This window comes from Actinomadura montaniterrae, assembly GCF_008923365.1.
GTDB lineage: Bacteria > Actinomycetota > Actinomycetes > Streptosporangiales > Streptosporangiaceae > Spirillospora > Spirillospora montaniterrae.
On record NZ_WBMR01000035.1, the window covers coordinates 29,477 to 51,660 of the forward strand.

General features: G+C 72.3%; 16 protein-coding genes. 13 read left to right on the plus strand and 3 right to left on the minus strand.

Features of this window, described 5'->3' with window-relative positions:
• Positions 1–20: 20 nt before the first annotated feature.
• A complete protein-coding gene (locus tag F9B16_RS15195) occupies positions 21–818 on the plus strand; it encodes an enoyl-CoA hydratase-related protein (RefSeq protein WP_151540710.1) in 798 nt (265 codons plus the stop codon).
• 48 nt (positions 819–866) lie between these two features.
• Here the strand turns inward: F9B16_RS15195 and F9B16_RS15200 are convergent, their stop codons facing one another.
• On the minus strand, positions 867–3,530 hold the full coding sequence (locus F9B16_RS15200) for an ATP-binding protein (protein ID WP_192808798.1): 2,664 nt from the start codon (positions 3,528–3,530) through the stop codon (positions 867–869).
• Between the two features lie 106 nt (positions 3,531–3,636).
• Here F9B16_RS15200 and F9B16_RS15205 point away from each other — a divergent pair, with 106 nt between their 5' ends.
• From F9B16_RS15205 to F9B16_RS15255, 11 genes are all read left to right on the plus strand, one after another.
• The gene (locus F9B16_RS15205; RefSeq protein WP_151540712.1) at positions 3,637–4,179 is read left to right on the plus strand and encodes a cysteine dioxygenase family protein; all 543 of its coding nucleotides are present in this window, start codon (positions 3,637–3,639) and stop codon (positions 4,177–4,179) included.
• A gap of 30 nt (positions 4,180–4,209) precedes the next feature.
• The gene (locus F9B16_RS15210; protein ID WP_151540713.1) at positions 4,210–4,740 is read left to right on the plus strand and encodes a pyridoxamine 5'-phosphate oxidase family protein; all 531 of its coding nucleotides are present in this window, start codon (positions 4,210–4,212) and stop codon (positions 4,738–4,740) included.
• Between the two features lie 164 nt (positions 4,741–4,904).
• Complete coding sequence (locus F9B16_RS15215; protein WP_151540714.1) at positions 4,905–8,678, plus strand: tetratricopeptide repeat protein; 3,774 nt, start codon at positions 4,905–4,907, stop codon at positions 8,676–8,678.
• Between the two features lie 11 nt (positions 8,679–8,689).
• Positions 8,690–9,076 carry a hypothetical protein gene (locus F9B16_RS15220; protein WP_151540715.1) on the plus strand — a complete coding sequence of 129 codons (387 nt, stop codon included), beginning with the start codon at positions 8,690–8,692 and terminating at the stop codon, positions 9,074–9,076.
• A gap of 54 nt (positions 9,077–9,130) precedes the next feature.
• Positions 9,131–10,687, plus strand: a complete 1,557-nt coding sequence (locus tag F9B16_RS15225; protein ID WP_151540716.1) for a beta-N-acetylhexosaminidase — start codon at positions 9,131–9,133, stop codon at positions 10,685–10,687.
• A 256-nt stretch (positions 10,688–10,943) separates the two neighbouring features.
• Complete coding sequence (locus F9B16_RS15230; protein WP_225991646.1) at positions 10,944–13,097, plus strand: outer membrane protein assembly factor BamB family protein; 2,154 nt, start codon at positions 10,944–10,946, stop codon at positions 13,095–13,097.
• Positions 13,097–15,241 carry a protein kinase domain-containing protein gene (locus F9B16_RS15235; protein ID WP_151540718.1) on the plus strand — a complete coding sequence of 715 codons (2,145 nt, stop codon included), beginning with the start codon at positions 13,097–13,099 and terminating at the stop codon, positions 15,239–15,241. Before F9B16_RS15230 ends, F9B16_RS15235 begins: the two co-directional genes overlap by 1 nt.
• Positions 15,242–15,432: 191 nt before the next feature.
• On the plus strand, positions 15,433–15,810 hold the full coding sequence (locus tag F9B16_RS15240; RefSeq protein WP_192808799.1) for a YciI family protein: 378 nt from the start codon (positions 15,433–15,435) through the stop codon (positions 15,808–15,810).
• Between the two features lie 4 nt (positions 15,811–15,814).
• Positions 15,815–17,083, plus strand: coding sequence for an RNA polymerase sigma factor (locus tag F9B16_RS15245; RefSeq protein ID WP_151540720.1), 1,269 nt, complete (start codon positions 15,815–15,817; stop codon positions 17,081–17,083).
• Positions 17,084–17,154: 71 nt separating this feature from the next.
• Positions 17,155–18,621, plus strand: a complete 1,467-nt coding sequence (locus F9B16_RS15250; RefSeq protein ID WP_151540721.1) for an MFS transporter — start codon at positions 17,155–17,157, stop codon at positions 18,619–18,621.
• Positions 18,622–18,683: 62 nt separating this feature from the next.
• Positions 18,684–19,217, plus strand: a complete 534-nt coding sequence (locus F9B16_RS15255) for a dihydrofolate reductase family protein (protein ID WP_151540722.1) — start codon at positions 18,684–18,686, stop codon at positions 19,215–19,217.
• A 2-nt stretch (positions 19,218–19,219) separates the two neighbouring features.
• Here F9B16_RS15255 and F9B16_RS15260 read toward each other — a convergent pair whose 3' ends face one another.
• Positions 19,220–20,674 carry an MDR family MFS transporter gene (locus F9B16_RS15260; protein WP_192808800.1) on the minus strand — a complete coding sequence of 485 codons (1,455 nt, stop codon included), beginning with the start codon at positions 20,672–20,674 and terminating at the stop codon, positions 19,220–19,222.
• Between the two features lie 96 nt (positions 20,675–20,770).
• Here F9B16_RS15260 and F9B16_RS15265 point away from each other — a divergent pair, with 96 nt between their 5' ends.
• Positions 20,771–21,340, plus strand: a complete 570-nt coding sequence (locus tag F9B16_RS15265; protein ID WP_151540723.1) for a TetR/AcrR family transcriptional regulator — start codon at positions 20,771–20,773, stop codon at positions 21,338–21,340.
• A 98-nt stretch (positions 21,341–21,438) separates the two neighbouring features.
• On the opposite strand, the gene F9B16_RS15270 is transcribed toward F9B16_RS15265, so the two are convergent.
• Positions 21,439–22,143 (minus strand): TetR/AcrR family transcriptional regulator, encoded by a 705-nt coding sequence (locus tag F9B16_RS15270; protein ID WP_151540724.1) that lies wholly within the window; start codon positions 22,141–22,143, stop codon positions 21,439–21,441.
• Positions 22,144–22,184 lie beyond the last annotated feature (41 nt).

Below are 22,184 nucleotides of genomic sequence, written 5' to 3' on the forward strand. Positions count from 1 at the left end.
CACGACGACAGGAAACGAAGATGCCCCCGAACACGCATGAGACGGTCCTCGCGGAGCGGCGCGGGCCCGTGCTGCTCCTCACGCTGAACCGGCCCGAGCGCCTCAACGCCTGGAACGACGAGCTGGAGGAGCGCTACTTCGCGCTCCTCGACGACGCCGAAGCCGACCCCGGCGTCCGCGCGATCGTGGTGACCGGCGCCGGACGCGGCTTCTGCGGCGGCGCGGACCTCGACGCCCTCCAGGAGGTCAGCACCGCCGGCGAGGTCGGGCCGGTCGAGCGGGCCCGGCCGCGCACCTTCCCGCTGACCGTCCGCAAACCCATGATCGCCGCGATCAACGGCGCCGCCGCGGGGCTCGGCCTCGTCGAGGCGCTCTACTGCGACATCCGCTTCAGCACCCCGGACGCCAAGCTCACCACCGCGTTCGCCCGCCGCGGGCTGATCGCCGAGTACGGGATCGCCTGGCTGCTCCCGCGCCTCGTCGGCACCAGCCGGGCCCTCGACCTGCTGCTGTCGGGCCGCATCGTCAAGGGCGAGGAGGCCTGGGCGCTCGGGCTGGTCGACAGGGTCGTGGAAGCCGACGCGCTGCTGGACGCCGCCGTCGGCTACGCCGCCGAACTGGCCGCCCACTGCTCGCCCACCTCGATGAGCGTCATCAAACGGCAGGTGATGCGGGCCCTCGACACCGACTTCGCCACCGCCGTCAGCGAAGCCGACGAACTGATGGTCGCCTCCTTCAACCAGCCCGACGCGGCCGAGGGCGTCACCAGTTACCTGGAGAAGAGGCCCCCGGAGTTCCGTCCCCTCGACCCCCGATGAGCCGTGACCTCCGCCCCTTCCCGCTCCAGGCGGCACACGGCCGGGTGGTCACCGATGCGCCAGGAGGGTTCGGGTGTGGGCGCTTTCGGCCTGTGCGTCCAGGCGTTCGAACGCCGTGAGGGCGCGGGCGAGTTCGGCGCGGTCGTCGTGGAGGCGCCCGCGGGCACGGGCCAGGCAGGCCGCCGCCCAGGCGTTCTCTTCCGCGAGCGGGGCGGCCGCCGCCAGCAGGTCCGCCGCGTCGGGCAATCCTGCGGCCACGGCCAGCTCAGCGCCCGCCGCCCGCGCGTAGGCGAGGTAGTTGTCGAGCGGGGCGTCGACGGTGAAGGCCCTGCGTACGAGGGGTTCGGCCGTGTCGTACCGCTCGTCGTGGAGGGCGAGGCGGGCGTCGACGAACGCCGCGACCGGCGCCGTGCCGAGCGTGCCGCCGGCCATCTCCGCGGCGTGCGCCCGCCACCGCGCCACCGCCGTGGACTCTGGCTCGTCGAGCATCGCGCTGGCCAGCACCGTCAGGGTCACGGCCGGGAGCATCCAGAGCGGGGCGGGGCGTCCGGCGCGTTCCCACTGGTCCAGCATCCGCTCGGCGTGCTCGATCGCGTCGCGGAAGCGGCCGGTCAGCGCGAGCGGCTGGACGAGGCGGCTGGCCGTGATGTGGGTGTCGCGCAGCAGGTCGTCGTCGATGCCGGCGCGGGCGGCGGCCATCGCGCCGGGCAGGTCGCCGGTCATGATCGCGTAGATGCAGGCGCGGCCGTAGGTGTTGCAGATCTCCGGTGCGCAGTACGGGTCGTCGCGGTCCATGGACGGCAGCAGCGCGAGCCGTTCGCGGGTGACGCGGTCGGCCTCGCGCAGCCGTCCCGCGTGCAGGGCGGCGGTCCCGGCGGCGCACAGGCCGGAGCTGACCAGCACCGGGTCCGCGGCCGCCCTGGTCGCGGCGAGGGCGGTGGTGGCGAGGGCGGGGTCGGGTGCGCCCTTCACCGGGCCGGCCAGCCACGCGCGGGCGACCGCCAGGTGCGCCGTGACCTTCGGGTCGTCGGCGGGTGCGGCGGCGACCGCCTCGTCGAGGAGGCCGCGCAGACGCTCGTACGGGACGCCGGTCTCGAACGCCTCGGGGTACCGGCAGGCCGTCTCGACCGCGCGGGCCAGGTCGATCGCCCGGCCGCGGTCGTCGCCGGCCCGCGCCGCCTGTTCGGCCGCCTCCAGCAGCAGTTCGTAGACGTGCTGGTTGGACGTGGTGCTGACGTGCGCGCATCCGGCTCCGGCGCGCAGGTCGCGTGCCGCCGAGGCCGCGTCCGGTGCGACCGCCGCGGCGGTCCGGTGGTGGGCGAAGGACTCCAGCAGGTGGCGGCGGGCGTAGGTCAGGTGCGCCAGCGCGCTCGCCAGCCGGTGCGGCACCTCGCCCGGGCCGCCGGCCGCGGCGAGCGCGGCGCGCAGGTCCGCGGCCATGGCGTCGAAGTCCTCGCGCCAGGTGGGATCGCCGATCCGGCGTTCCGTGGCGGACGCCGCGGCGGCGGCCCAGCGGAGGTGGTGCGCCCGGGTCTTGTCCTCCTCGCCCGCGGCCGACATCTGCGCCAGCGCGAACGCGCGCACGGTCTCCAGCAGCCGCCACCGGCTGACCCGCCCGCGCACGTGTACCACGAGGCTCTTGTCGACCAGCCGGCCGAGCAGGTCCGCGACGCCCGCGCGGTCCCCGCCGACGGCGGCCGCGGCGTCCAGGTCGAAGGCCCCGACGAACACCCCGAGCCGCCGGAACAGCGCCTGCTCCTCCTCGTCGAGCAGGTCGTGGCTCCACGACAGGACCGCGCGCAGCGATCGGTGCCGCTCGTCGCCGCCGCGTCCGCCGGACAGCAGGCGCAGCGCGTCGTCGAGCGCCGCGAGCAGTCCCGTGGGTCCGAGCGACGCGCCCCGGGCCGCGGCCAGCTCGATCGCCAGCGGCATGCCGTCCAGCCGCGCGCACAGGTCCGCGACCACCGCGGGGTCGGCCACGAACTCCGGGTCCGCGGCGAGCGCCCGGTCGCGGAACAGCCGCTCGGCGTCCGAGCCCAGCGGCAGCGGCGCGATCGGGACGCTGCGCTCGCCCGGGACGCCGAGGCGTTCCCGGCTGGTCACGAGGACGCGGGTGCCCGGGCAGGCGGCCAGGATCCGCTCGGCGAACGCGGCGGCCTCGTCGATCACGTGCTCGCAGTTGTCCAGCACCAGCAGCGACCGCCCGGTGCCGAGCCGCGCCGCGACCGCCTCCTCCAGCGGCTGGTGCGACCCCTCGGTCACCCCGAGCGCCGTCGCGACCGCGCGCGCCACGAACCCGTCGCGCACCGGCACCAGGTCGACGAAGGCCCCGCCGGACGGGAACAGCGCCACGGCCTCCTCGGCCGCCACCGCGGCCAGCCGCGTCTTGCCCACCCCGCCCGGGCCCAGCAGCGTCACCAGCCGGGCCTGCTCGACCGCGGCCAGCACGGCGGCGCGCTCGGCCGCACGGCCCACGAACGTCGTCCCGGACACCGGCAGCCCGGCGACCCGGCCCGGCTCCCGCTCCCCGGCGCGGGCCAGCTCCGCCAGCGCCCACCGGTCGGCCATGCCGTACTTGCGCAGCAGCGACGACACGTGGCTCTCCACCGTGCGGACGGAGATGTGCAGCCGGTTCGCGATCTGCGCGTTGGACAACCGCGCGCCCAGCGCGGCCAGCACCTCGGCCTCCCGCTCGGAGATCCGCTCCGCCACCCGTGTCCCCTTTCCGTGGTGGCATCCGTGGTGCTCTGCGGCCGGCACGGATGACCGCGGATCCCCTCGGGGCGGACGCTGGAAGCACACCCGACAGGGAGGCACCATGAACACCCTAACCGCGCGCCCCGCAGCGGAGCTGGACGAACTGGTCATCGCGGTCCGCGCGGCCGTCGCCCGCGACGCCGGCCGGCGCGACACCGCGTCGTACGTGGGGGACGCGCTCCGCGCGCACCTGCCCTCGCCCGCCCTGCTCACCGCGGACCAGCTCGCCGGCGAGCGCGGCACGTACAGCAGCCACCGCCTGCACGTGGAGCCGGACGGCTCGTTCTCGATGGTCGCGATCGCCTGGCGGCCCGGCGCGCAGACCCGCGTCCACGATCACGTGACCTGGTGCGTGTTCGGCGTCCTGACCGGCGTGGAGCACGAGGACCTGTACACCCTCTCCGACGATGGCACGTCCCTGATCGAGGCGGGCCACAACGCGAACCTGACCGGCGACATCAGCGCGTTCGCCCCGCCCGGCGACATCCACCGCGTCCGCAACATCGGCGACGAGACCGCGGTCTCGCTGCACATCTACGGCACCGACCTGAACCGCGTCGGCTCCAGCGCCCGCCGCTTCTACGACCTCCCCGTCCAGAGCTAGAACCCGTCCAGAGCCAGAAGGAGATACGCAATGACCACACCGGACGAGACCACCGAGATCCTGAACCGCCCGCTGAGCCGGGAACTGCTGGCCCGCGACCTGACGCGCCTCGCGTACGTCGCCAAGGACGGCACGCCGCGGAACGTCCCCGTCGGGTTCAGCTGGAACGGCGCCGAGATCGTCATATGCACCGCGAAGAACGCGCCGAAGCTCGCCCACCTCCGCGAGAACCCGGCGGTCGCCCTGACGATCGACACCGAGGTGCACCCGCCCAAGATGCTGCTCATCCGCGGCCGGGCCGAGCTCGACGTCACCGACGGCATCCCGGACGAATACCTCGAGTCGAGCGGCACCTACCAGATGACGGCCGAGCAACGGGTCGAATGGGAGGCGGGGGTGCGTTCGCTTTACCACGAGGGCATGGTCCGCATCGTCGTCACCCCGACCTGGGCGAAACTGATCGACTTCGAGACGACCCTGCCGAGCGCCGTCGAGGAACTGTTCCGGCGGCAGGCCGAACGGCAGGCGTCCGGAGGCCGTTCGGCGGATTCCGAGGAATAGGAGTGTCTATTCTGCGAGGTGACGCCGGAGCCCGGTCGGCGCGATAGATCTCGCGTCGGCCCGCGGATCTGGCCGCGGATCTGGCCGTGGGTCTAGCCGCGGGACGGCCGGGAGCGAGGACGGGGTGCGATGTGCGCGATGGTCGCCGTAGGAGCCGGCTCCTGGTGTCCGCCGACGCCGACGGCCGCGTGTCGGTGCAGGTCCGGCTGGCGGGGGAGGAGTTCGCGAGCCAGGTCGTCACTTCCCGGGACATGCCGTGGCCGCTGGACGATGCGGCTCTCGAGGATCTGCGCTGGTACCTGGAGGACTACCTGACCGCCCCGTTCGCGGTCTACGAAGAGCGTGGCGCGGCCATCCGGGACCGCTTGGCCGCCTGGGGCGGCGATTTGTTCACCGCGCTGCTCGGAGAGTCCGGCCCGGCCCGCGAGGCGTACGTGGCGGCCAGAAGCCGCAGGGACGTGGAGATCGTCCTCCAATCGGCTTCGGCGCGGTTTCTCGGCCTGCCGTGGGAATTGATGCGCGACCCGGGCCGCCCGACTCCGCTGGCGCTGGAAGGCGTCCCGCTGATCCGGACCATGCCGTCCGCGGACCTGACCGAGTCCTTCGAACCCGCCGATCCGGTGGGGTCGCGGCTGCGGGTGCTGATGGTCCTGTCGCGGCCCGACGGAACGGCCGACGTGGGCTACCAGATGGTCGCCCGGCCCCTGCTGGAACGGTTGGAGTCCGTCCGCGGCACGGTCGAGCTGACCGTTCTGCGGCCGCCCACTCTCAGCCGATTCGAGTCGGTCCTGCAGGACGCGGTGGATCGCGGCGAGCCGTTCCAGGTCGTGCATTTCGACGGCCATGGCGTCTTCGCCCGCGAACCCTCCCTGCCGGCCGGACGCGGCTCCGCGAAATACGGGGCCGCGGGCGAGCGGGGAATGCTGGCGTTCGAGAAACCCGAAGGCGGCGCCGACCTCGTCGCCGCTGAGCGCGTCGCGGTCGTCCTGGCCGCCGGGCGGGTTCCCGTCGTCGTCCTGAACGCCTGCCAGTCGGCGCAACTCGGCAGCGAGGTGGAGGCCGCGGTCGCGACGCGGCTCCTGCGCGAAGGCACCGCCTCGGTGGTCGCCATGGCCTACAGCGTCTACGCCGTCGCCGCCGCCGAATTCATGGCCGTGTTCTATGAGCGCCTCTTCTCCGGTGACAGTGTCGGCGACGCCGTCACCAGAGCACGGCGGCACCTGCACGTCGCGAACCTCCGTCCGAGCCCGAAAGGACGGTTGCCGCTGGACGACTGGATGGTCCCCGTCCATTACATGCGCCGGGACATCTCCTTTCCCGGCCTCGTCACGGAACGGCCGCAGCCAGCATCCCAGGCGGCCATGCTGGCCGAGGTCCGCGCTCGGATTCACGACGAGTCCCCGGACGGCGATGGGCTGGGTGCGGACGGAAAATTCGTGGGCCGGGACGGCCTGCTGTTCACCCTGGACACGGCGGCGCGCCTTCAGCACGTCGTCGTCCTGCACGGTCCCGGTGGGACGGGGAAGACCGAGCTGGCCAAGGCGTTCGGGCGGTGGTGGCGGGACACCGGCGGGGTCGACCGGCCAGATCTGGTGTTCTGGGATTCCTTCGAACCGGGCGTTTCCTCATTCGGCCTGGACGGCCTGGTGACCAGCCTCGGCCTGCGGGTGTTCGGCACCGATTTCACCGCCCTGGCACCATTGGAACGCCGCAGGACGATCGAGCAGTTCCTGGCCGACTACCGGGTGCTGTGGCTGTGGGACAACTTCGAAACCGCCCGCTCCATGCCCGACCCCACCGGCGCCACCCCGCCGCTGGACGAGGACGAGGCCGACGAGCTGCGTGATTTCCTGCATCGGGTCGCTGCCCGGAGCCGCTCGGCGATCGTGATCACCAGCCGTGGCCCCGAGGAATGGCTCGGCTCCCGGATCCGCCGCATCGACGTGGGCGGGCTGAACCGGGACGAGGCCGTCCTCTACACCGATCAGCTCCTGGCGCCGTATCCGGGCACGCGGGCCAAGCGCGGGCGGCGGGCGTTCGAGGAATTGGTGCAATGGCTAGACGGGCATCCGCTGAGCATGCGCCTGATCCTTCCCCGCCTTGACGGCACGGCGCCGGAGCATCTGCTGAATGCGCTCAAGGGGATCGAGCCGTTGCCTGCGGGTGATGAGGGCGACCGGGCGAACAGCCTGGCGGCCAGCATCACCTATTCCTTCGCCCACCTCCCCGACCGCGATCGGCAGGCCATCACCGCCCTCGCCCTCTTCCACGCGACGACTGACAGCGTCGCCCTCGACGCGATGTCGCAATCTGCCGAGTGTCCAGAGCGGTTTCGCGGGCTCTCATCCGACCAATGGCAGGCGGTGCTGGACCGGGCCCACCGGGTGGGACTGCTGTCGGAACTCGGCATGGGTGTGTACCGCCTGCACCCGGCGCTGCCGTCCTATTTGGCCGCGCACTGGCGCCGGCTCGATCCCGACGGTTTCGACGCCGAGCACGCCGCCGCGAAACGGGCCCTGCTGGACGCCTATACCGTTCTCGCGCGGTGGCTGAGCGGGCAGTGGAACAGCGAGAACGCCCAGGACGCGGTGACGGTGACCGAGCTGCATCGCCGCAATCTGTCGGGCATGCTCGGCCACGCCCTCACTCAACAGAAGTGGGGCCACGCCACCATCATCGCTCGGTGCCTGAGCGCCTACTGGGACCTGCGAGGACTGTACGAGGAGGCGCGGGCATGGGTCGACCGCGCGGTGGACGTCCTCGAAGACCCGCCCGGAACCCCGCCGCCGCTCGACACCGCCGCCGGCAATCTGTGGGCGTTCCTCATGGACGGCCAAGCCACCCGCCACCAGATCCTCGGTCAGCTGACCGAGGCCGAAGCCGTCAACCGCACCCTCTTACGTGCTTACGAGCAGCTCCCCGACAGTGACCACACACGCATCGACACCGCCGTCTTCCAGCACCATCTCGGCATGGTCGCGCAACTGCGGGGTGATCTGGACCAGTCCGAGCATTGGTACCGGAAGTCCCTCACCATCCTCGAAGAAATGCAGGACCGGCCCCGCATGGCCTTCGCCTACCACCAGCTCGGAATCACCGCCCAGCATCGGGGCGATCTGGCGCAGGCCGAGCACTGGTACCGGCAGGCCCTCGCCATCCTTGAGGAACTTCGCGACCGGCCCGGAATGGCCCGCAGTTACCATCAGCTCGGCCGGGCCGCTCAGGACCGGAGGGATTTCGGGCAGGCCGAGCACTGGTACCGGAGGTCCCTCGCGATCCTCGAAGAAGTCCGCGACCGGCCCGGAATGGCGTCCAGCTACCATCAGCTCGGCATCATCGCCCAGGAGCACGGCGATCTGGAGCAGGCCGAAGACCGCTACCGGGAATCGCTCGCCATCCGCGAAGAGCTTCGCGACCGGCCCGGAATGCTGCGCAGTTACCACCAGCTCGGCCGGGTCGCTCAGGACCGGGGCGATTTCGAGCAGGCGGAGCGCTGGTACCGGCAGTCGCTCGCCATCGCCGAAAAACTTGGTGACCGGCTCAGCATGGCGTCCGCTTACCACCAGCTCGGCACCACCGCCCAGGACCAGGGCGACCTGGACCAGGCCGAACACCTCTACCGGCAATCCGTCGCCATCAAAGAAGACCTCCGTGACCGGCCCGGCATGGCCCGCGGCTACGGGCAACTCGGGCTGCTCGCCGCAGACCGCGGCGTGCCTCGCCAGGCCCTCGAATGGACGATCCGGTGCGTCGCCCTCTTCGACGAATATCCCCACCCCGCCACCGGGCCCGCGCCCTACATTCTCCAGCGCCTCACCCGGCAACTGGGCGTCGAAACCCTGCACGACCTGTGGCGCACCGTCACCGGAAACGCCCTTCCCTCATCTGTTCACGCCCACGTCACCCACACCGGACCGGACGAGACCGGCCTCGGTTAAGGCAGGCCCACATGAACGACGCCATCCAGCAGGCAGCCCGCGCCGCAGCGGCACGGCTGGCGCCCGAGTACGGCGGGCGCCTTCCTGCCGACGTCGAAGCCGCACTCCATAGCGCCGACGGCGCAACCCGCCGTGACCAGTACCTCGACCCCGTCTCCCTTGGCGGCCTCGTCGTCAGCGTCGCCACTCTCGCCTGGACCGTCTACCAGGACCACAAGAAAAAGCACAACGATCCGCCCGCCGCCTCGGTCATCATCCGAACCATCCGCATCGAACTCAGCGACAGCGGCATTCCCGAGCAACTCGACACGGAACAACGCGACCGCATCATCCAAGCAGTAGTCGAAGAAACCACGCAGGTCATCAACGACGAGGTCGTCCTTCCCCCCGACCAGTGACCACGGCGGCTGCGCAATCCATGCACTGAGGACCTCGCGCGCGTTCTCTGGCGGATGGATGACTCCTATGGTGAAACTGGGTGTGTGGCGTCCGAGCTGAACGTGATACCAGCCCCGAGCCGAGTCGAACTGACAGGAGGGTCCGGTCCTTTCAGCGGGAATGTGCGCACCGACGTCGATCCGTCACTGGGGCCGGAGGCGTACCGGCTCACCGTGTCGGCGGACGGCGCCGGAATCGTCGGCGGCGATGAGGCCGGCGTCTTCTGGGGGCGCCAGACCTTGAGGCAGATGCTGGGCCCGGAGGCCTTTCGCCGCGCCCCCACCGCGCGGGAGCCGGTCACGGTGCCGTACGTGATCGTCGAGGACCGGCCGCGCTTCGCTTGGCGGGGCTTCATGCTCGACGTCGCGCGGCACTTCCTGCCGAAGGACGACGTGCTGCGCTATGTCGACCTGCTGGCCGCCCACAAGCTGAACGTGCTGCACCTGCACCTCACCGACGACCAGGGGTGGCGGGTCGAGATCCGCCGCCACCCCCGGCTGACCGAGACCGGCGCCTGGCGGCGGCGGACCCGCCTGGGCTGGGGGACCCCGCCGCTGTGGGACGAGCGGCCGCACGGCGGCTTCTACACCCAGGACGATCTGCGGGAGATCGTCGCGTACGCGGCGGAGCGTCACGTCACCGTCGTGCCCGAGATCGACCTTCCCGGCCATTCCCAGGCCGCCATCGCCGCCTACCCGGAGCTGGGGAACACCGACGTCGTCGACACCGCCGCGCTGGAGGTGTGGACCGACTGGGGCATCACCCGCAACGTGCTGGCCCCCACCGACGCCGTGGTGCGCTTCTACGAGGACGTCCTGGACGAAGTGCTGGCGGTCTTCCCCGGCCGGTTCGTCCACATCGGCGGGGACGAATGCGCCAAGGACCAGTGGCGAGAGTCGCCCACCGCCCAGGCCCGCATCCGGGAACTCGGGCTCGAGAACGAGGACGACCTCCAGTCGTGGATGATCCGCCATTTCGCTCACTGGCTCGCCGCGCGGGGACGGCGCCTCATCGGCTGGGACGAGATCCTGGAGGGCGGCCTGGCGGACGGCGCCGCCGTCATGTGCTGGCGGTGGTACGCGGGCGGGATCGCCGCCGCGCAGGCCGGCCACAGCGTGGTGATGTGCCCGCAGCAAGAGGTCTACCTCGACCACGTCCAGGCCCACGGCCCCGACGAGCCCGTGCCGTTCGGTTGGGTCCACACGCTTGAGGACGTCTACCGGTTCGAACCCGTCCCGCCCCGGCTGGCCGGTACGCCTTACGCGGCCAACATCATCGGCGCGCAGGCCAACCTGTGGACGGAGGTCGCCGAGAACCGGGGCCGCGTGGACTACCAGGCGTTCCCGCGCCTCGTCGCGTTCGCCGAAGTGGCCTGGTCCCGGCTACCGGGCCCGGACGAACGCGATTTCGGGGACTTCGAGCGCCGGATGAACGCGGCGCACTATGCCCGCCTGGACGCGCTGGGCGTCGGGTACCGCCCGCCCACCGGACCGCACCCCTGGCAGCAGCGCCCCGGCATCCCGGGACGGATGCACAACAAACCCCGCAAGACCTGGCGGATGGCGACCTGACGTTCAGGCTCCGCTGTGCTGGTGCTGCTCGGGCAGGCGGCTTTCCGGGTGCACCCGAAGAGCCTTCTTCGCGTCAGCTCGGCCCCGGGAATGCGCCACGTCTGGTGAACGAGCGAACTCTCTGGCGAACAGTATCGTCTATCTGAATGCGAGCCGCCGCTGCCCGTCGCCGATGGAGGACCACGACCATGATCACGCGCCTGATGCCGGACCTGGCCGTGCGGGCCCCAGGCACCACCGCCGGGAAGGAAGCCGAGTGAGCGGTGTCGCGCCGCTACGGCCGGGCGACCCGGAGCGGCTCGGGCGGTACCGGGTCGTCGGGCGGCTCGGCGGCGGGGGGATGGGCACGGTGTTCCTCGCCCTGTCGCCGGGCGGGCGCGCGGTCGCGGTGAAGGTGGTGCGGGCTGAGCTGGCGGAGGATCCGGGGTTCCGGCGCCGGTTCGTCCGGGAGGTCGAGGCGGCCCGCCGCGTGAGCGGCCCTTTCACCGCCGCCGTGATCGACGCCGACCCCGACGGGACGCCGCCCTGGCTGGCCACCGAGTACGTGCCCGGCCTCTCCCTGGAGGCGGCGGTGGCCGCCCACGGCCCCTGGCCGGAGGCATCGGTGCTCGCGCTGGGCGCCGCGCTGGCGGAGGCGCTGGAGAGCGTGCACATCGCAGGCGTGGTGCACCGCGACCTCAAACCGTCGAACGTGCTGCTGGCGGCGGACGGCCCGCGCGTGATCGACTTCGGGATCGCGCGGGCCGCCGAGGCCGCCGAGCTCACCGAGCTCACCGAGCTCACCGAGCTCACCGAGACCGGCATGGTCGTCGGAACGCCCGGCTTCATCGCCCCCGAGGCGCTCGCGGCCGACGAGGTCACCGCCGCCGGGGACGTCTTCGCCCTCGGCGCCGTGCTGGTGTTCGCGGCGACCGGCACCGGCCCGTTCGGGGCCGGGCACGCCCACGCCCTGAACTACCGGGTCGTCCACGAGGACCCGGTGCTGACCGGTGTGCCGCCCGCGCTCGCGGACGTCGCCGCCCGCTGCCTCGCCAGGGACCCCGCCCGCCGTCCCGCCGTCCCCGACCTGGTCGGCGAGCTGAGCCGCTCGGCGGGGACCGGGCAGGCCGCGGGCTTCTTCACGGAGGCGGGCCGGCTGCCCGCCCCGGTGGCCGCCGAGGTCCTCCGCGTCCGGTCCGCGCCTCCCCTGCCCCCGCCCAGCGCGTCCGGCGTGCCCGTCCCGTCCGGCGTGCCCGTCCCGCCCGGCGTGCCCGTCCCGCCCGGCGTGCCCGTTTCGGTGGGACGGACGCGGGCGCCCGGCCCCGCACGGCGCCGGATCCTGGCCGCGGCGGCCGCCGCCGCGGCGGTGGTCCTCGTCATCGCGGCGGTCGTCCTGGCCGTCCGGCTGTCCCGGGACGACGGCGAGGCAGAGGCGGCCGGCCCGCCGAAGCACAAGGAGCTGTGGACCTTCCCCTTGGAGAAGGGCATGCACCTGGCGCAAGTGGTCGGCGGCACGGCGTACATCGACGACCAGAAGGGCGGCCTGTACGCCCTGAACACCGAGAACGGCCGGCTGCGCTGGAAGTACGCGCACCCCCTGGACGAGGACGTCCCGACCGGCCCGATGTTCCTGGGGGCCGCCGATTCGGCGGTGTACTACGGCGCCGGCAACCACCTCTACGCCCGGGACCCCGCCAGCGGCGCGGAGCTCTGGAAGTGGAAGGACCACGGCGTCCATCCGTCGGTCGAGACGGTCGGAGACAGGGTCTACGCGTCGGACGTCCGGCTGATCGCGCGGGACTCCCGCACCGGGCGGCAGATGTGGAGCAACACCTACGAAGGCTTCTCGAAGAAGGGGCCGGTGGTCTCCGGAGGAGTCGTGTTCGCCGTGATCAGTGACGGCACCCTGCGCGCGGTGGACGCGGAGACCGGCGCGGACCTCTGGCGCCTCGAGGTCGGGGATCGGCTCGAATCATCGCCCGTCGCCGCGAACGGGACCGTCTATTTCGGCGTCCGGGACGGTTCCCTGCACGCGGTGAACGCCGCGACGGGCCGGTACGCGTGGAAGCAGGGCTTCGAGGGCGCCTCCTGGGATCCCGCCATCGCCGGCGGAGCCGGCGCACCGATCATCGCGGACGGGGTCGCCTACTTCGAGAACGACGGCTACGTGTGCGCCTTCGCCGCCGACACCGGCAGGCCGCTGTGGCGGCACAAGCCGGGAGTGGACGCGGCCCATCTGCTGTCGGTCCGGAACGGGACGGTGCTCTTCGGCGACGGTGACGAAGAGGAGGCCGGGAACCTCTACGCCCTCGACGCCCGCAACGGCACACCCCTGTGGAAAGAACACGTGGGCGGGAATCCCAGCGTCATCGACGGCCGCCTCTACGTCGAGGACGACGACGTTCTGCGCGCGCTCTCGGACGCCGTCTGATGGGCAGGGAAAGAGGAGCGGCGCTGGAGCCGGGCGACCCGGAGCGGCTCGGGCGGTACCGGGTCGTCGGGCGGCTCGGGGGCGGCGGGATGGGCCAGGTGTTCCTGGCGGCGCCGCCGGACGGGCGCGCGGTCGCGGTGAAGGTGGTGCGGGCCGAGCTGGCGGAGGATCCGGGGTTCCGGCGCCGGTTCGTCCGGGAGGTCGAGGCGGCCCGCCGCGTGAGCGGCCCTTTCACCGCCGCCGTGATCGACGCCGACCCCGAGGGGACGCCGCCCTGGCTGGCCACCGAGTTCGTGCCTGGGCTGTCGCTGAAGGCCGCGGTCGGCGCGCACGGCCCCCTGCCGGACGGGACGGTCCGGGCCCTGGGCGCGGCGCTCGCCGAGGCGCTGGAGGGCGTACACGCCGCAGGCGTGGTGCACCGCGACCTCAAACCGTCGAACGTGCTGCTGGCCGCGGACGGCCCGCGCCTGATCGACTTCGGGATCGCACTGGCGTCCGAGGGCACCCGGCTGACGGTGACCGGGGCGATGGTCGGCACGCCCGGCTTCATGTCCCCCGAGCAGGTGCGGGGCGGTGAGGTCGGTCCGGCGAGCGACGTCTTCGCCCTCGGCGCCGTCCTGGCGTACGCGGCGTCCGGGGCGGGGCCGTTCGGCGGCGGCTCGGCGCACGCCCTGAACTATCGGGTCGTCCACGGGTCGCCCGACCTCACCGGCGTGCCACCGGGGCTGGTGGACGTCGTGGCCCGATGCCTGGACAAGGACCCCGGCCGCCGTCCCACCGTCCCCGGCCTGGTCGAGGAACTGGGCCGGGCCTCACGCGCCTGGCCGCCCGGTGGAGCCGGCTGGCTGCCCGAACCGCTGACGACCGAGATCACCCGCACGGTCCCCGCGCCGCCCCTCGCCCGCACCGCCGTCGTGACGGCGCCGTACCAGGGCCCGCCTCCGGAATCTCCTCCGCGGCGGCGTCTCGCGCGGGGCCGTGCCCTGACGGGCCTCGCCGGCGTCACCGTCCTCGTCACCGTCGCCGCCGCGCTGCTCCTCACCGGCGGCGGCCCGGACGCCGGCCGGGGAGGCCACGCCAGCCGCGCCGCCGAGCTTCGCCCGCCGGTCCTGAAGCAGCTGTGGTCCTACGGGGGAGACGCGTCCTGGCCGCCGCAGCTCAAGGACGGGACCCTGTACTTCGGCGACGGAGACGGCGTCGTCCACGCCGTGGACGCCCGGACCGGCGGCGCCCGGTGGAAGCGCGACCGGGCGTGGGGCGGCGGCAACTCCCTGTTCATCGCCGGGAACAGGGTCTACGTCAGCGGTTACGCCGACTCGTCCCGCGACAGTGACAGCAGCCGCGTGTTCGCGTTGGACGCCGCGTCCGGCCGACGGCTGTGGGAGTACCCCGCAGGGACGCTGCTGCTAGGCGAAGCGCTGTCGGGCCGGAACATGTACCTCTTCCACCGGACGTCCGATGCCAAGAAGTCGCTGGTGTACGCGCTGGACACCGGCACCGGCAAAAGGACGTGGGCCCACGAAACCGGGATCGTCTGGGAGATGACCGCCCACGAGAACGTCGTCTACTACGTCGCGAGCACCTACGACGAGCCGGGCCCGCAACTCCACGCGCTGGACGCCGATACGGGCAAGCGGCTGTGGAAGGTCCCCTTCTCCGACGACCTCCACAGCCGGCCGCAGTCGCTCAACGTGATCGGCGGCGTCATGTACGCGATCGGTGAGGACGGCACCGTCTCGGCCCGCGACCCGGGCAACGGTGCGCTCCTGTGGAAGACCCCTACGAACCTCCGCGACGTCTCGGATTCGGGGCTCCCCGTACTGTCCGGCGGGGTCCTCTATGTCAGCGGCAACGCCGACTCCCAGGGAGATGGCGGTCAGGCGGTCGCGTTCAACGCCAAGACCGGCGCGGTGATGTGGCGCCGTGGGCTGCCCCAGGTGAGCTCGTCGCCCACCGTCTCGTCCGGGACGGTCTACGTCGTCACGAAGACCGGCGAACTGCACCTCCTGAACACCGGTGACGGTGCCTCCCTGGGGAAGGTCACGCTGGCGGACGACCGCGACCCCAACGCGGTGGTGTCGGGCGGAGTGGTCTACTTCGGCGCTGGCGACGGCCACCTGCGCGCCGCCGCCGTCACCCGCTGACCCGGCCCGCCGTCACCCGCTGACCCCACCCGCCGGAAGCGGGAGCCCCCGGCCTGGCACGCGGCGCGGACGGCCCGATGCTGTGGTATTGCTTTCGGGCTGGGACTTGTTGCCGCTGGTGCGGTGTCGGGGCCGGGCTCAGGCGGTCGCCGGATCCGAGGATGCCCGGCGGCGGACACAGGGAGGCCGTGATGGCGGAACCCGATGGCGAGGACCGCGTCCCGCGGAGCACGTTCATGCTGATCTTCCGCGGGGGTGCCGTCTCGCGTCACGACCTGTCGCCGTCCGAGCTCCAGGCCCATGTCGAGAAGTGGTACCGCTGGTCGGAGGAGCTGGCCGGGCAGGGCAGGCGCAACACCGGAACCGCGCTCGACGGCCCGGGGGCCACGGTCCGCGGTCGCGACCTGGTCACCGACGGGCCGTACGCCGAGTCGAAGGATCTCGTGACCGGCAGCATGATCGTCGAGGCGGCCTCCCTGGAGGACGCCATCGAGGTCGCGCGCGGCTGCCCGACGTACGAGTTCGGCGGGTCCGTCGAGGTGCGGCCGGTCCAGGACTACCGGGCCTGAGCCGGTGGACGAAGGGGCCGAGGCGCTCTCGTCCGCGGAGCTGGTGGAGGACCTGTTCCGCAGGGAGTACGCGCACCTGGTCAGCGCGCTGATCCGGGTCCTGGGCCCGTCGAACATCCCGCTCGCCGAGGACGTCGTCCATGACGCGCTGGTCAGCGCCATGCAGGCGTGGCGCTTCGGGCTGCCGCGGGACCCCAAGGCGTGGATCATCCGGGCGGCCCACAACCGGGCGGTCGACATCATCCGCCGGGAGCAGCGGCGCCGCTCCCTGCTGCCCGAGCTGGCGACGAGGACCGCGCTGACCGACACCATCGAGGCGGCCCTGGCTCCGGCCGCCGAGGGGGCCGGCCAGCTGGCGATGATGTTCGCCGTCTGCGACCCCGGCCTGAGCCGCGAGACGCACGTCACCCTGATCCTCCGGTGGCTGTGCGGGCTGTCGCCCAAGGAGATCGGTCAAGCGTTCCTCGTGGACGCCCAGACCATCGACCGGCGCCTGCACCGCGGTCGCGGACGCCTGCGCGAGCTGGGCCGGTTGCCCGACGTGGACGACCTGCCCGACCTCGACGCCCGGCGGGGCTCGGTCCTGCGGTCGCTGTATCTGCTGTTCAACGAGGGCTATCACGGCAGCAACCCGCAGGACCCGGTACGCCCGTTCCTGTGCGACGACGCTCTGCGCCTCGCCGAGTTGCTGCTGGACGCCAAGGCGACGGCGCATCCGGACGTGCACGCTCTGGCCGCCTTGTTCTGCTTCGGCACCGCCCGGCTGTCGACGCGCCTGGACGAGCACGGCGTGTTCGTCCCCCTGGAGGACCAGGACCGAAGCTGCTGGGACCGGGAGCGCATCGAGCGCGGTCTCGTCCATCTCGCCCACGCGGCCACCGGGGATCACATGTCCCGCTGGCATCTGGAGGCCGGCATCGCCTGCGAGCACGCCATCGCGCCGTCGGTCCAGGAGACGAACTGGGAGAGGATCATCGGCTTCTACCAGGTCCTCGCCGAACGGTCCTGGAGCCCCGTCGTGGCGCTCAACCGCGCGCTGGCCGTGGCCGAACGGGACGGTGTCGACGAGGGCCGCCGTGAGCTGACCGCCCTGGCGGACGAGTCCAAGCTGTCCCGGTACCCCTTCTACTGGGCGGCCCTGGCCGACCTGGAACGGCGGGCCGGCCGCCACGCCGCAGCGCGGGAGCACTACGAGCACGCGATCGCGCTGGCCCGCAGCACCGCCGAGCGGACGGCCTTCGAGCGGCGGATCGAGAGCCTGAAAATCCCCTAGCGCCGTGTCCGGTTCCGGCGGCCGCCATTCGTCGTCCTCCTGAGATCACCCGATCACACCAGGAGAGACCGATGCCAGAGCCGTCGCCGCACCCCGTGAACGCCCTCCGCTGGCGGGCGTTCTCGCTGCTCGCCGTGGCGTACTTCATGACGGCGGTCGACATGCTGATCGTCAACGTGGCGCTGCCGACGATCGGCCGCAAGCTGGACCTCGCGCAGGCGGACCTGCAGTGGGTGGTGACCGCGTACGCGCTCACCTTCGGCGGGTTCCTGCTGCTGGGCGGCCGAGCCGCCGACCTGCTCGGGCGCAGGCGCGTGTTCGCGGCCGGGCTGGCGCTGTTCACCGCGGCCTCGCTGGCCTGCGCGCTGGCCACCGGCGGCGTCTTCCTGATCGTCATGCGGGGCGTCCAGGGACTGGGCGCCGCCATGGTGCTGCCCGCCGCGCTGTCGATCGTGATGAACATGTTCACCGAGGGCACCGAACGCAACAGGGCACTCGGCCTGTGGGGCGCGATCGGCGCCAGCGGCGCGACCGTCGGCGTCCTGGCCGGCGGCGCCCTCACCCGCTACGCCGGCTGGCCGTACATCTTCTACCTGAACGTGGTCGTCGGCGGGGCCGCGCTGCTCCTGACCCGCCGTGTAGTGCCGGAAAGCAGGCTCCGGGGCGTCCGCCGCCGCTACGACCCGTTCGGCGCCGTCACGGTGACCGCCGCCCTGGTGATCCTGGTGTACGCCATCTCCCAGGCGCCGACCGCGGGGTGGACGGCCTCCCGGACCCTGGCCCTGATCGCGACGTCGGCGGCCCTGCTCGCCGCGTTCGTGGCCATCGAAGCCAGGGCGCAGGCGCCGCTGCTGCCCCTGCGCCTGTTCCGGCTGAGCACGCTCGCCGGGTCCAATGCCGTCGGATTCCTGCTCGGCGCGAGCTTCTACGGCTACATCTTCATCGGCACCCTCTACATGCAGCAGGTACTCGGCTACTCCGCGATGAACACCGGCCTGGCCTGGCTCACCGTCGGCCTGACCGGAGTGGTCCTCGCGGGGCCGGCGCAGATGCTCGTCACCCGCACCTCGATCAGGCTGGTGGCGGCGGCCGGTCTGACCCTGACCGGCGCCGGGATCCTGTGGGCGACCCGAGCACCCGCGCACGGCGGCTTCTGGACGAACCTGGCCGGCCCCCTCCTCCTGACCGGCACCGTCACCTGGATCTTCATTCCGGTGTCGATCGGAGCCCTGGTCGGCGTCACCGAACGGGACGCCGGCGTCGCCTCCGGCCTCATCGACTCGTCCCAGCAACTGGGCGGCGCGATCGGGATCGCCATCGCCTCCACCGTGGCGGCCACGCGCACCCGTGACCTCCGCGCCCATGGCCACGCCATCGCAGGCGCGCTCACCGGCGGATTCCACACCGCCTTCTGGGTCTGCGGACTCATCGCCCTGGCCGGAATCCCCATCGCCTTCCTGTTCATCCGGCATACCGGCGTCACCGGGGCCGCCACCGTCCAGCAGGACCAAGTCCCAGAACCGGCCCCCGCCGACTGACCACCGCGGTCAACCGCCGATGCGGCCGGAACCCTCATCCACTCGAAACTAGGAGAACCACCATGCGCAAGCTCATCGAGTCGACGCTCGTCACGCTGGACGGCGTCATCGAAGCCCCGGAACGCTGGGCCCTCTTCGACGCCGAGTCCTCGGCGTACTCGCTCGAACAACTCCGCAACTACGACGCGTTCGTCATGGGCCGCAAGACCTACGAGTCCTTCTACGCGAACTGGGGCCAGGTCACCGGCAATCCCTACATCGACCGCATCAACGCCATGCCCAAGTACGTCGCGTCCCGATCACTGACCGAGACGACCTGGAACGCCACCCTGCTCGGTCCCGACGCCCCGGCCGCGATCGCGAAGCTGAAGGAGCGGCCGGGCAAGGACCTCATCAAGTACGGCACCACCCGGTTCGACGCCACGCTCGTCCGGCACCGCCTGATCGACGAGTTCCGCTTCTGGTACATGCCCGTCGTCGCCGGGGCGGGGCGACGGCTCCTCGAACACGTGGACACCGCGGGCCTGGATCTCACGCTCACCGACGAGAAACGGTTCCAGAACGGGTCGGTCATCCTCACCTACGTGCCGCGCTGACCTCACGCGCCGACCGGCTGTGGGCTGGGCCGGCCGGGCAGGAGGAGGCACAGCGGGACGGCCGCGGCGGTGAACGCGGCGGACCACCAGAAGGCGTCCGCGAATCCGGTGGCGAGGGCGGCGGGCGTGCGGGCGCCGGCGGAGGCGCGTTGAAGGATCATGACGAGGACCGCGACGCCCACGGAACCGCCGACCTGCTGGGTGACGCGGCTGATGCTGGACGCGGCCGGGATCTCGTCGCGCCGCATGCCGACGAACGCGGCCCCCATGATGGCGATCATGGCCGCGCCCAGCCCGAGGCCGCGGACGAACAGCACGGCCATCAGCGTGATGTCGCTCGTGGAGGCGGTGATGAAGCCGAACGGCACGGTGGCGGCGAGGGAGGCGGCGAGGGCGGCGATGGCGACCGGTCGCGGCCCGAAGCGGTCCATGTACCGTCCGGCCAGCGTGCGGGACAGCAGCGTGCCCACGCCTTGGGGGATGAGCAGCAGTGCGGCGTCCAGGGCGGATTCGCCGCGGACCTGCTGCCAGTACAGCGGCAGCAGGAGCATGGTCCCGTACAGGGTGGCGCCGGACAGGAACACCAGCGCCGAGGACGAGGCCAGCGAGCGGTGGCGCAGCAGCCGGATGTCGAGCAGGGCGCCGGATCCGCGTCGCAGCGCCCACAGGACGTAGCCGATGAGCAGGACGAGGCCGCCCGCCAGGGGCAGCGTCACCTTGGCGGCGGCCGGGCCGTCGGATCCGGCGAGCTGGGTGAGGCCGTAGACGGCGGCGGCGATTCCGGGGGACAGCAGCAGCATGCCCACGGCGTCCAGGCGGGGACGGGGAGCGGGGCGGGGCTCGTCGGCGGGCAGGTCGCGCCGGGCCAGGTAGCCGCCGACGAGGCAGAAGGGGACGTTGAACAGGAAGATCCAGCGCCAGTCGGCCAGGTGCAGGATGGCGCCGCCCAGGACCGGGCCGAGGACCGGGCCCAGGGCCGTCGGCACGGTGATCAGCGACATGACCCTGCCGATGTCGCGGCCCTTGGCCGCCTGCATGATCAGCGTGGTCATCAGCACCATCATGATGCCGCCGCCGACGCCCTGGACCACCCGGAAGGCGATCAGGCTCTGGATGTTCCACGCCGCCGCGCACAGCAGCGACCCGAGGAAGAACATGGCCAGGGCGGCGATCCACAGGCGTTTGCCGCCGAGGACCGACTGGGCCCAGCCGACCGCGGGCATCGTGGCCGACAGGGCCAGCAGGTAGGCGGTCGTCACCCACTGGGCGTCGTTGAGCGAGGCGTGCAGCCGGCCGGCGAGGCCGTCGATGGCGACGCTCATGATCGTCGTGTCGAAGATGACGGCGAGCGCGCCGATGATCAGGGTGATGGTCATCCGCCGCACGGCGGGGTCGACGCGGCCGGAGCCGGCGGGTGCGGCGGGCGGTGGTGGCGGCTTGGCGCCGGCGGTGTGCATCGGCACTCCTTAGGATAGAGGATTCTATCTTACGGAGGCCAGCCTAGGCGGCTAGGATTAGATAGGCAAGTCTATCTAGAGCGGACGGGGGCTCCCATGGCCGAGCGACGCCGCGGCGCGGCGCTGGAGAAGGCGCTGCTGGACGCCGCCTGGCAGGAGCTCACCGAAGGCGGGTACGCCCGGTTCACCATGGACGCCGTCGTCAAGCGGGCGGGCACCAGCCCGCCGGTCCTCTACCGGCGCTGGCCCGACCGCGACGCGCTCGTCCGGGCGGCCGTCGTCCACGTCGCCCGGGAGAACATCCTGGACGTTCCCGACACCGGAAGCCTGCGGGGAGACGTGCTCACCCTGCTGCGGGAGATCAACGCCACCCGCTTCCAGCTCGTCGTCGTCATGAACGCGCACCTGGCCGGCTACCGCCAGGAGACCGGGACCGAACCCGGCGACCTGTTCGACCCTTCGGTGACGGGGCGCAAGGAGGCCGTCGACGCGCTGTTCGCCCGCGCCGCCGACCGCGGCGAGGTCGACCCGGAACGCCTCACCGAGCGCATCAAGACCCTGCCCTTCGACCTGCTGCGCCACGAGTTCCTCACGACCTTCGCCCCCGCGCCCGACCACGTCCTCGAAGAGATCGTCGACACGATCTTCCTGCCGCTGGTGCGGTGAGCCGCCGCGGCGCCGGAGTCCACCGCTTGCCCTCGCCGCGACGCTGATCCACGCCTTCTGGAGGGCCCTCTACCAGGCCGTAAACGACCGACGGCCGGTCAGCCGTCGCGTCCTGCGGGGATGCCGGATTCGGCGCGGTCGGCGTCGATGAGGGCGGTGAGCAGGTCGGCCACGGCGGCCGCGAGGTCGGCCAGCACGGCCTCGGGCGGCTCCGGGTCGTTCTCGAAGGCGCGCCGTACGGTCCGAGCCAGCAGATCCGCGCGAACTTCCCGGCCGGGGGCGTCCGACTCCGCTCGCAGGAAGCCCTCGAAGGTCGACTGGTAGGCGTACGCCAGGTCGTCGACGTCCATGTCGTCGCGGAGCAGAGCGCGGTCGGCGAGCAGCGCGATGTAGTCGCGGAACGTGGTGTCGTGGCGCTCGCCGCGTTCCGCGGTCGGCTTGCCGAGCAGGGCGGGGTCGCCGAGCAGGAACCCGCGGAGCAGCGGCCGGTCCGTGATGGCCAGGAAGTACGTGCGGGCGAAGCCGTGCAGCAGGGCCGCCCGCGGGTCCCGCCGCACGGCCTGCCGCAGCTCGTCGATCGCCCTCAGCACCTCGCGCTGGAAGACCGCGCCGAACAGCTGCTCGCGGGTCTTCCAGTGCAGGTAGACGGTTCCCTTGCCGATGCCGGCCCCGGCGGCGACGTCGTCGACGGTCACCCGTCGGTAGCCGTGGCGGGCCAGCAGCTCGGCGGCGGCGTCGAGGATCCGGGCGGCCCGCTCGGCCCGCTGCCGCGGATCGCGAAGTCGTTCGGCTCGCGCGCTCATGAGACGACCCTATGACCGGATGTGAAATCTGGTCAACCGCA

What these genes read in the sequence shown, in the direction of transcription:
- F9B16_RS15255 (WP_151540722.1), top strand. Translation starts at nt 18,684, where the DNA reads ATGCGCAAGCTCATCGAGTCGACGCTCGTCACGCTGGACGGCGTCATC.
- F9B16_RS15250 (WP_151540721.1), top strand. Translation starts at nt 17,155, where the DNA reads ATGCCAGAGCCGTCGCCGCACCCCGTGAACGCCCTCCGCTGGCGGGCG.
- F9B16_RS15260 (WP_192808800.1), bottom strand. Translation starts at nt 20,674, where the DNA reads ATGCACACCGCCGGCGCCAAGCCGCCACCACCGCCCGCCGCACCCGCC.
- F9B16_RS15265 (WP_151540723.1), top strand. Translation starts at nt 20,771, where the DNA reads ATGGCCGAGCGACGCCGCGGCGCGGCGCTGGAGAAGGCGCTGCTGGAC.
- F9B16_RS15220 (WP_151540715.1), top strand. Translation starts at nt 8,690, where the DNA reads ATGAACGACGCCATCCAGCAGGCAGCCCGCGCCGCAGCGGCACGGCTG.
- F9B16_RS15270 (WP_151540724.1), bottom strand. Translation starts at nt 22,143, where the DNA reads ATGAGCGCGCGAGCCGAACGACTTCGCGATCCGCGGCAGCGGGCCGAG.
- F9B16_RS15205 (WP_151540712.1), top strand. Translation starts at nt 3,637, where the DNA reads ATGAACACCCTAACCGCGCGCCCCGCAGCGGAGCTGGACGAACTGGTC.
- F9B16_RS15240 (WP_192808799.1), top strand. Translation starts at nt 15,433, where the DNA reads ATGGCGGAACCCGATGGCGAGGACCGCGTCCCGCGGAGCACGTTCATG.
- F9B16_RS15210 (WP_151540713.1), top strand. Translation starts at nt 4,210, where the DNA reads ATGACCACACCGGACGAGACCACCGAGATCCTGAACCGCCCGCTGAGC.
- F9B16_RS15225 (WP_151540716.1), top strand. Translation starts at nt 9,131, where the DNA reads ATGGATGACTCCTATGGTGAAACTGGGTGTGTGGCGTCCGAGCTGAAC.
- F9B16_RS15195 (WP_151540710.1), top strand. Translation starts at nt 21, where the DNA reads ATGCCCCCGAACACGCATGAGACGGTCCTCGCGGAGCGGCGCGGGCCC.
- F9B16_RS15235 (WP_151540718.1), top strand. Translation starts at nt 13,097, where the DNA reads ATGGGCAGGGAAAGAGGAGCGGCGCTGGAGCCGGGCGACCCGGAGCGG.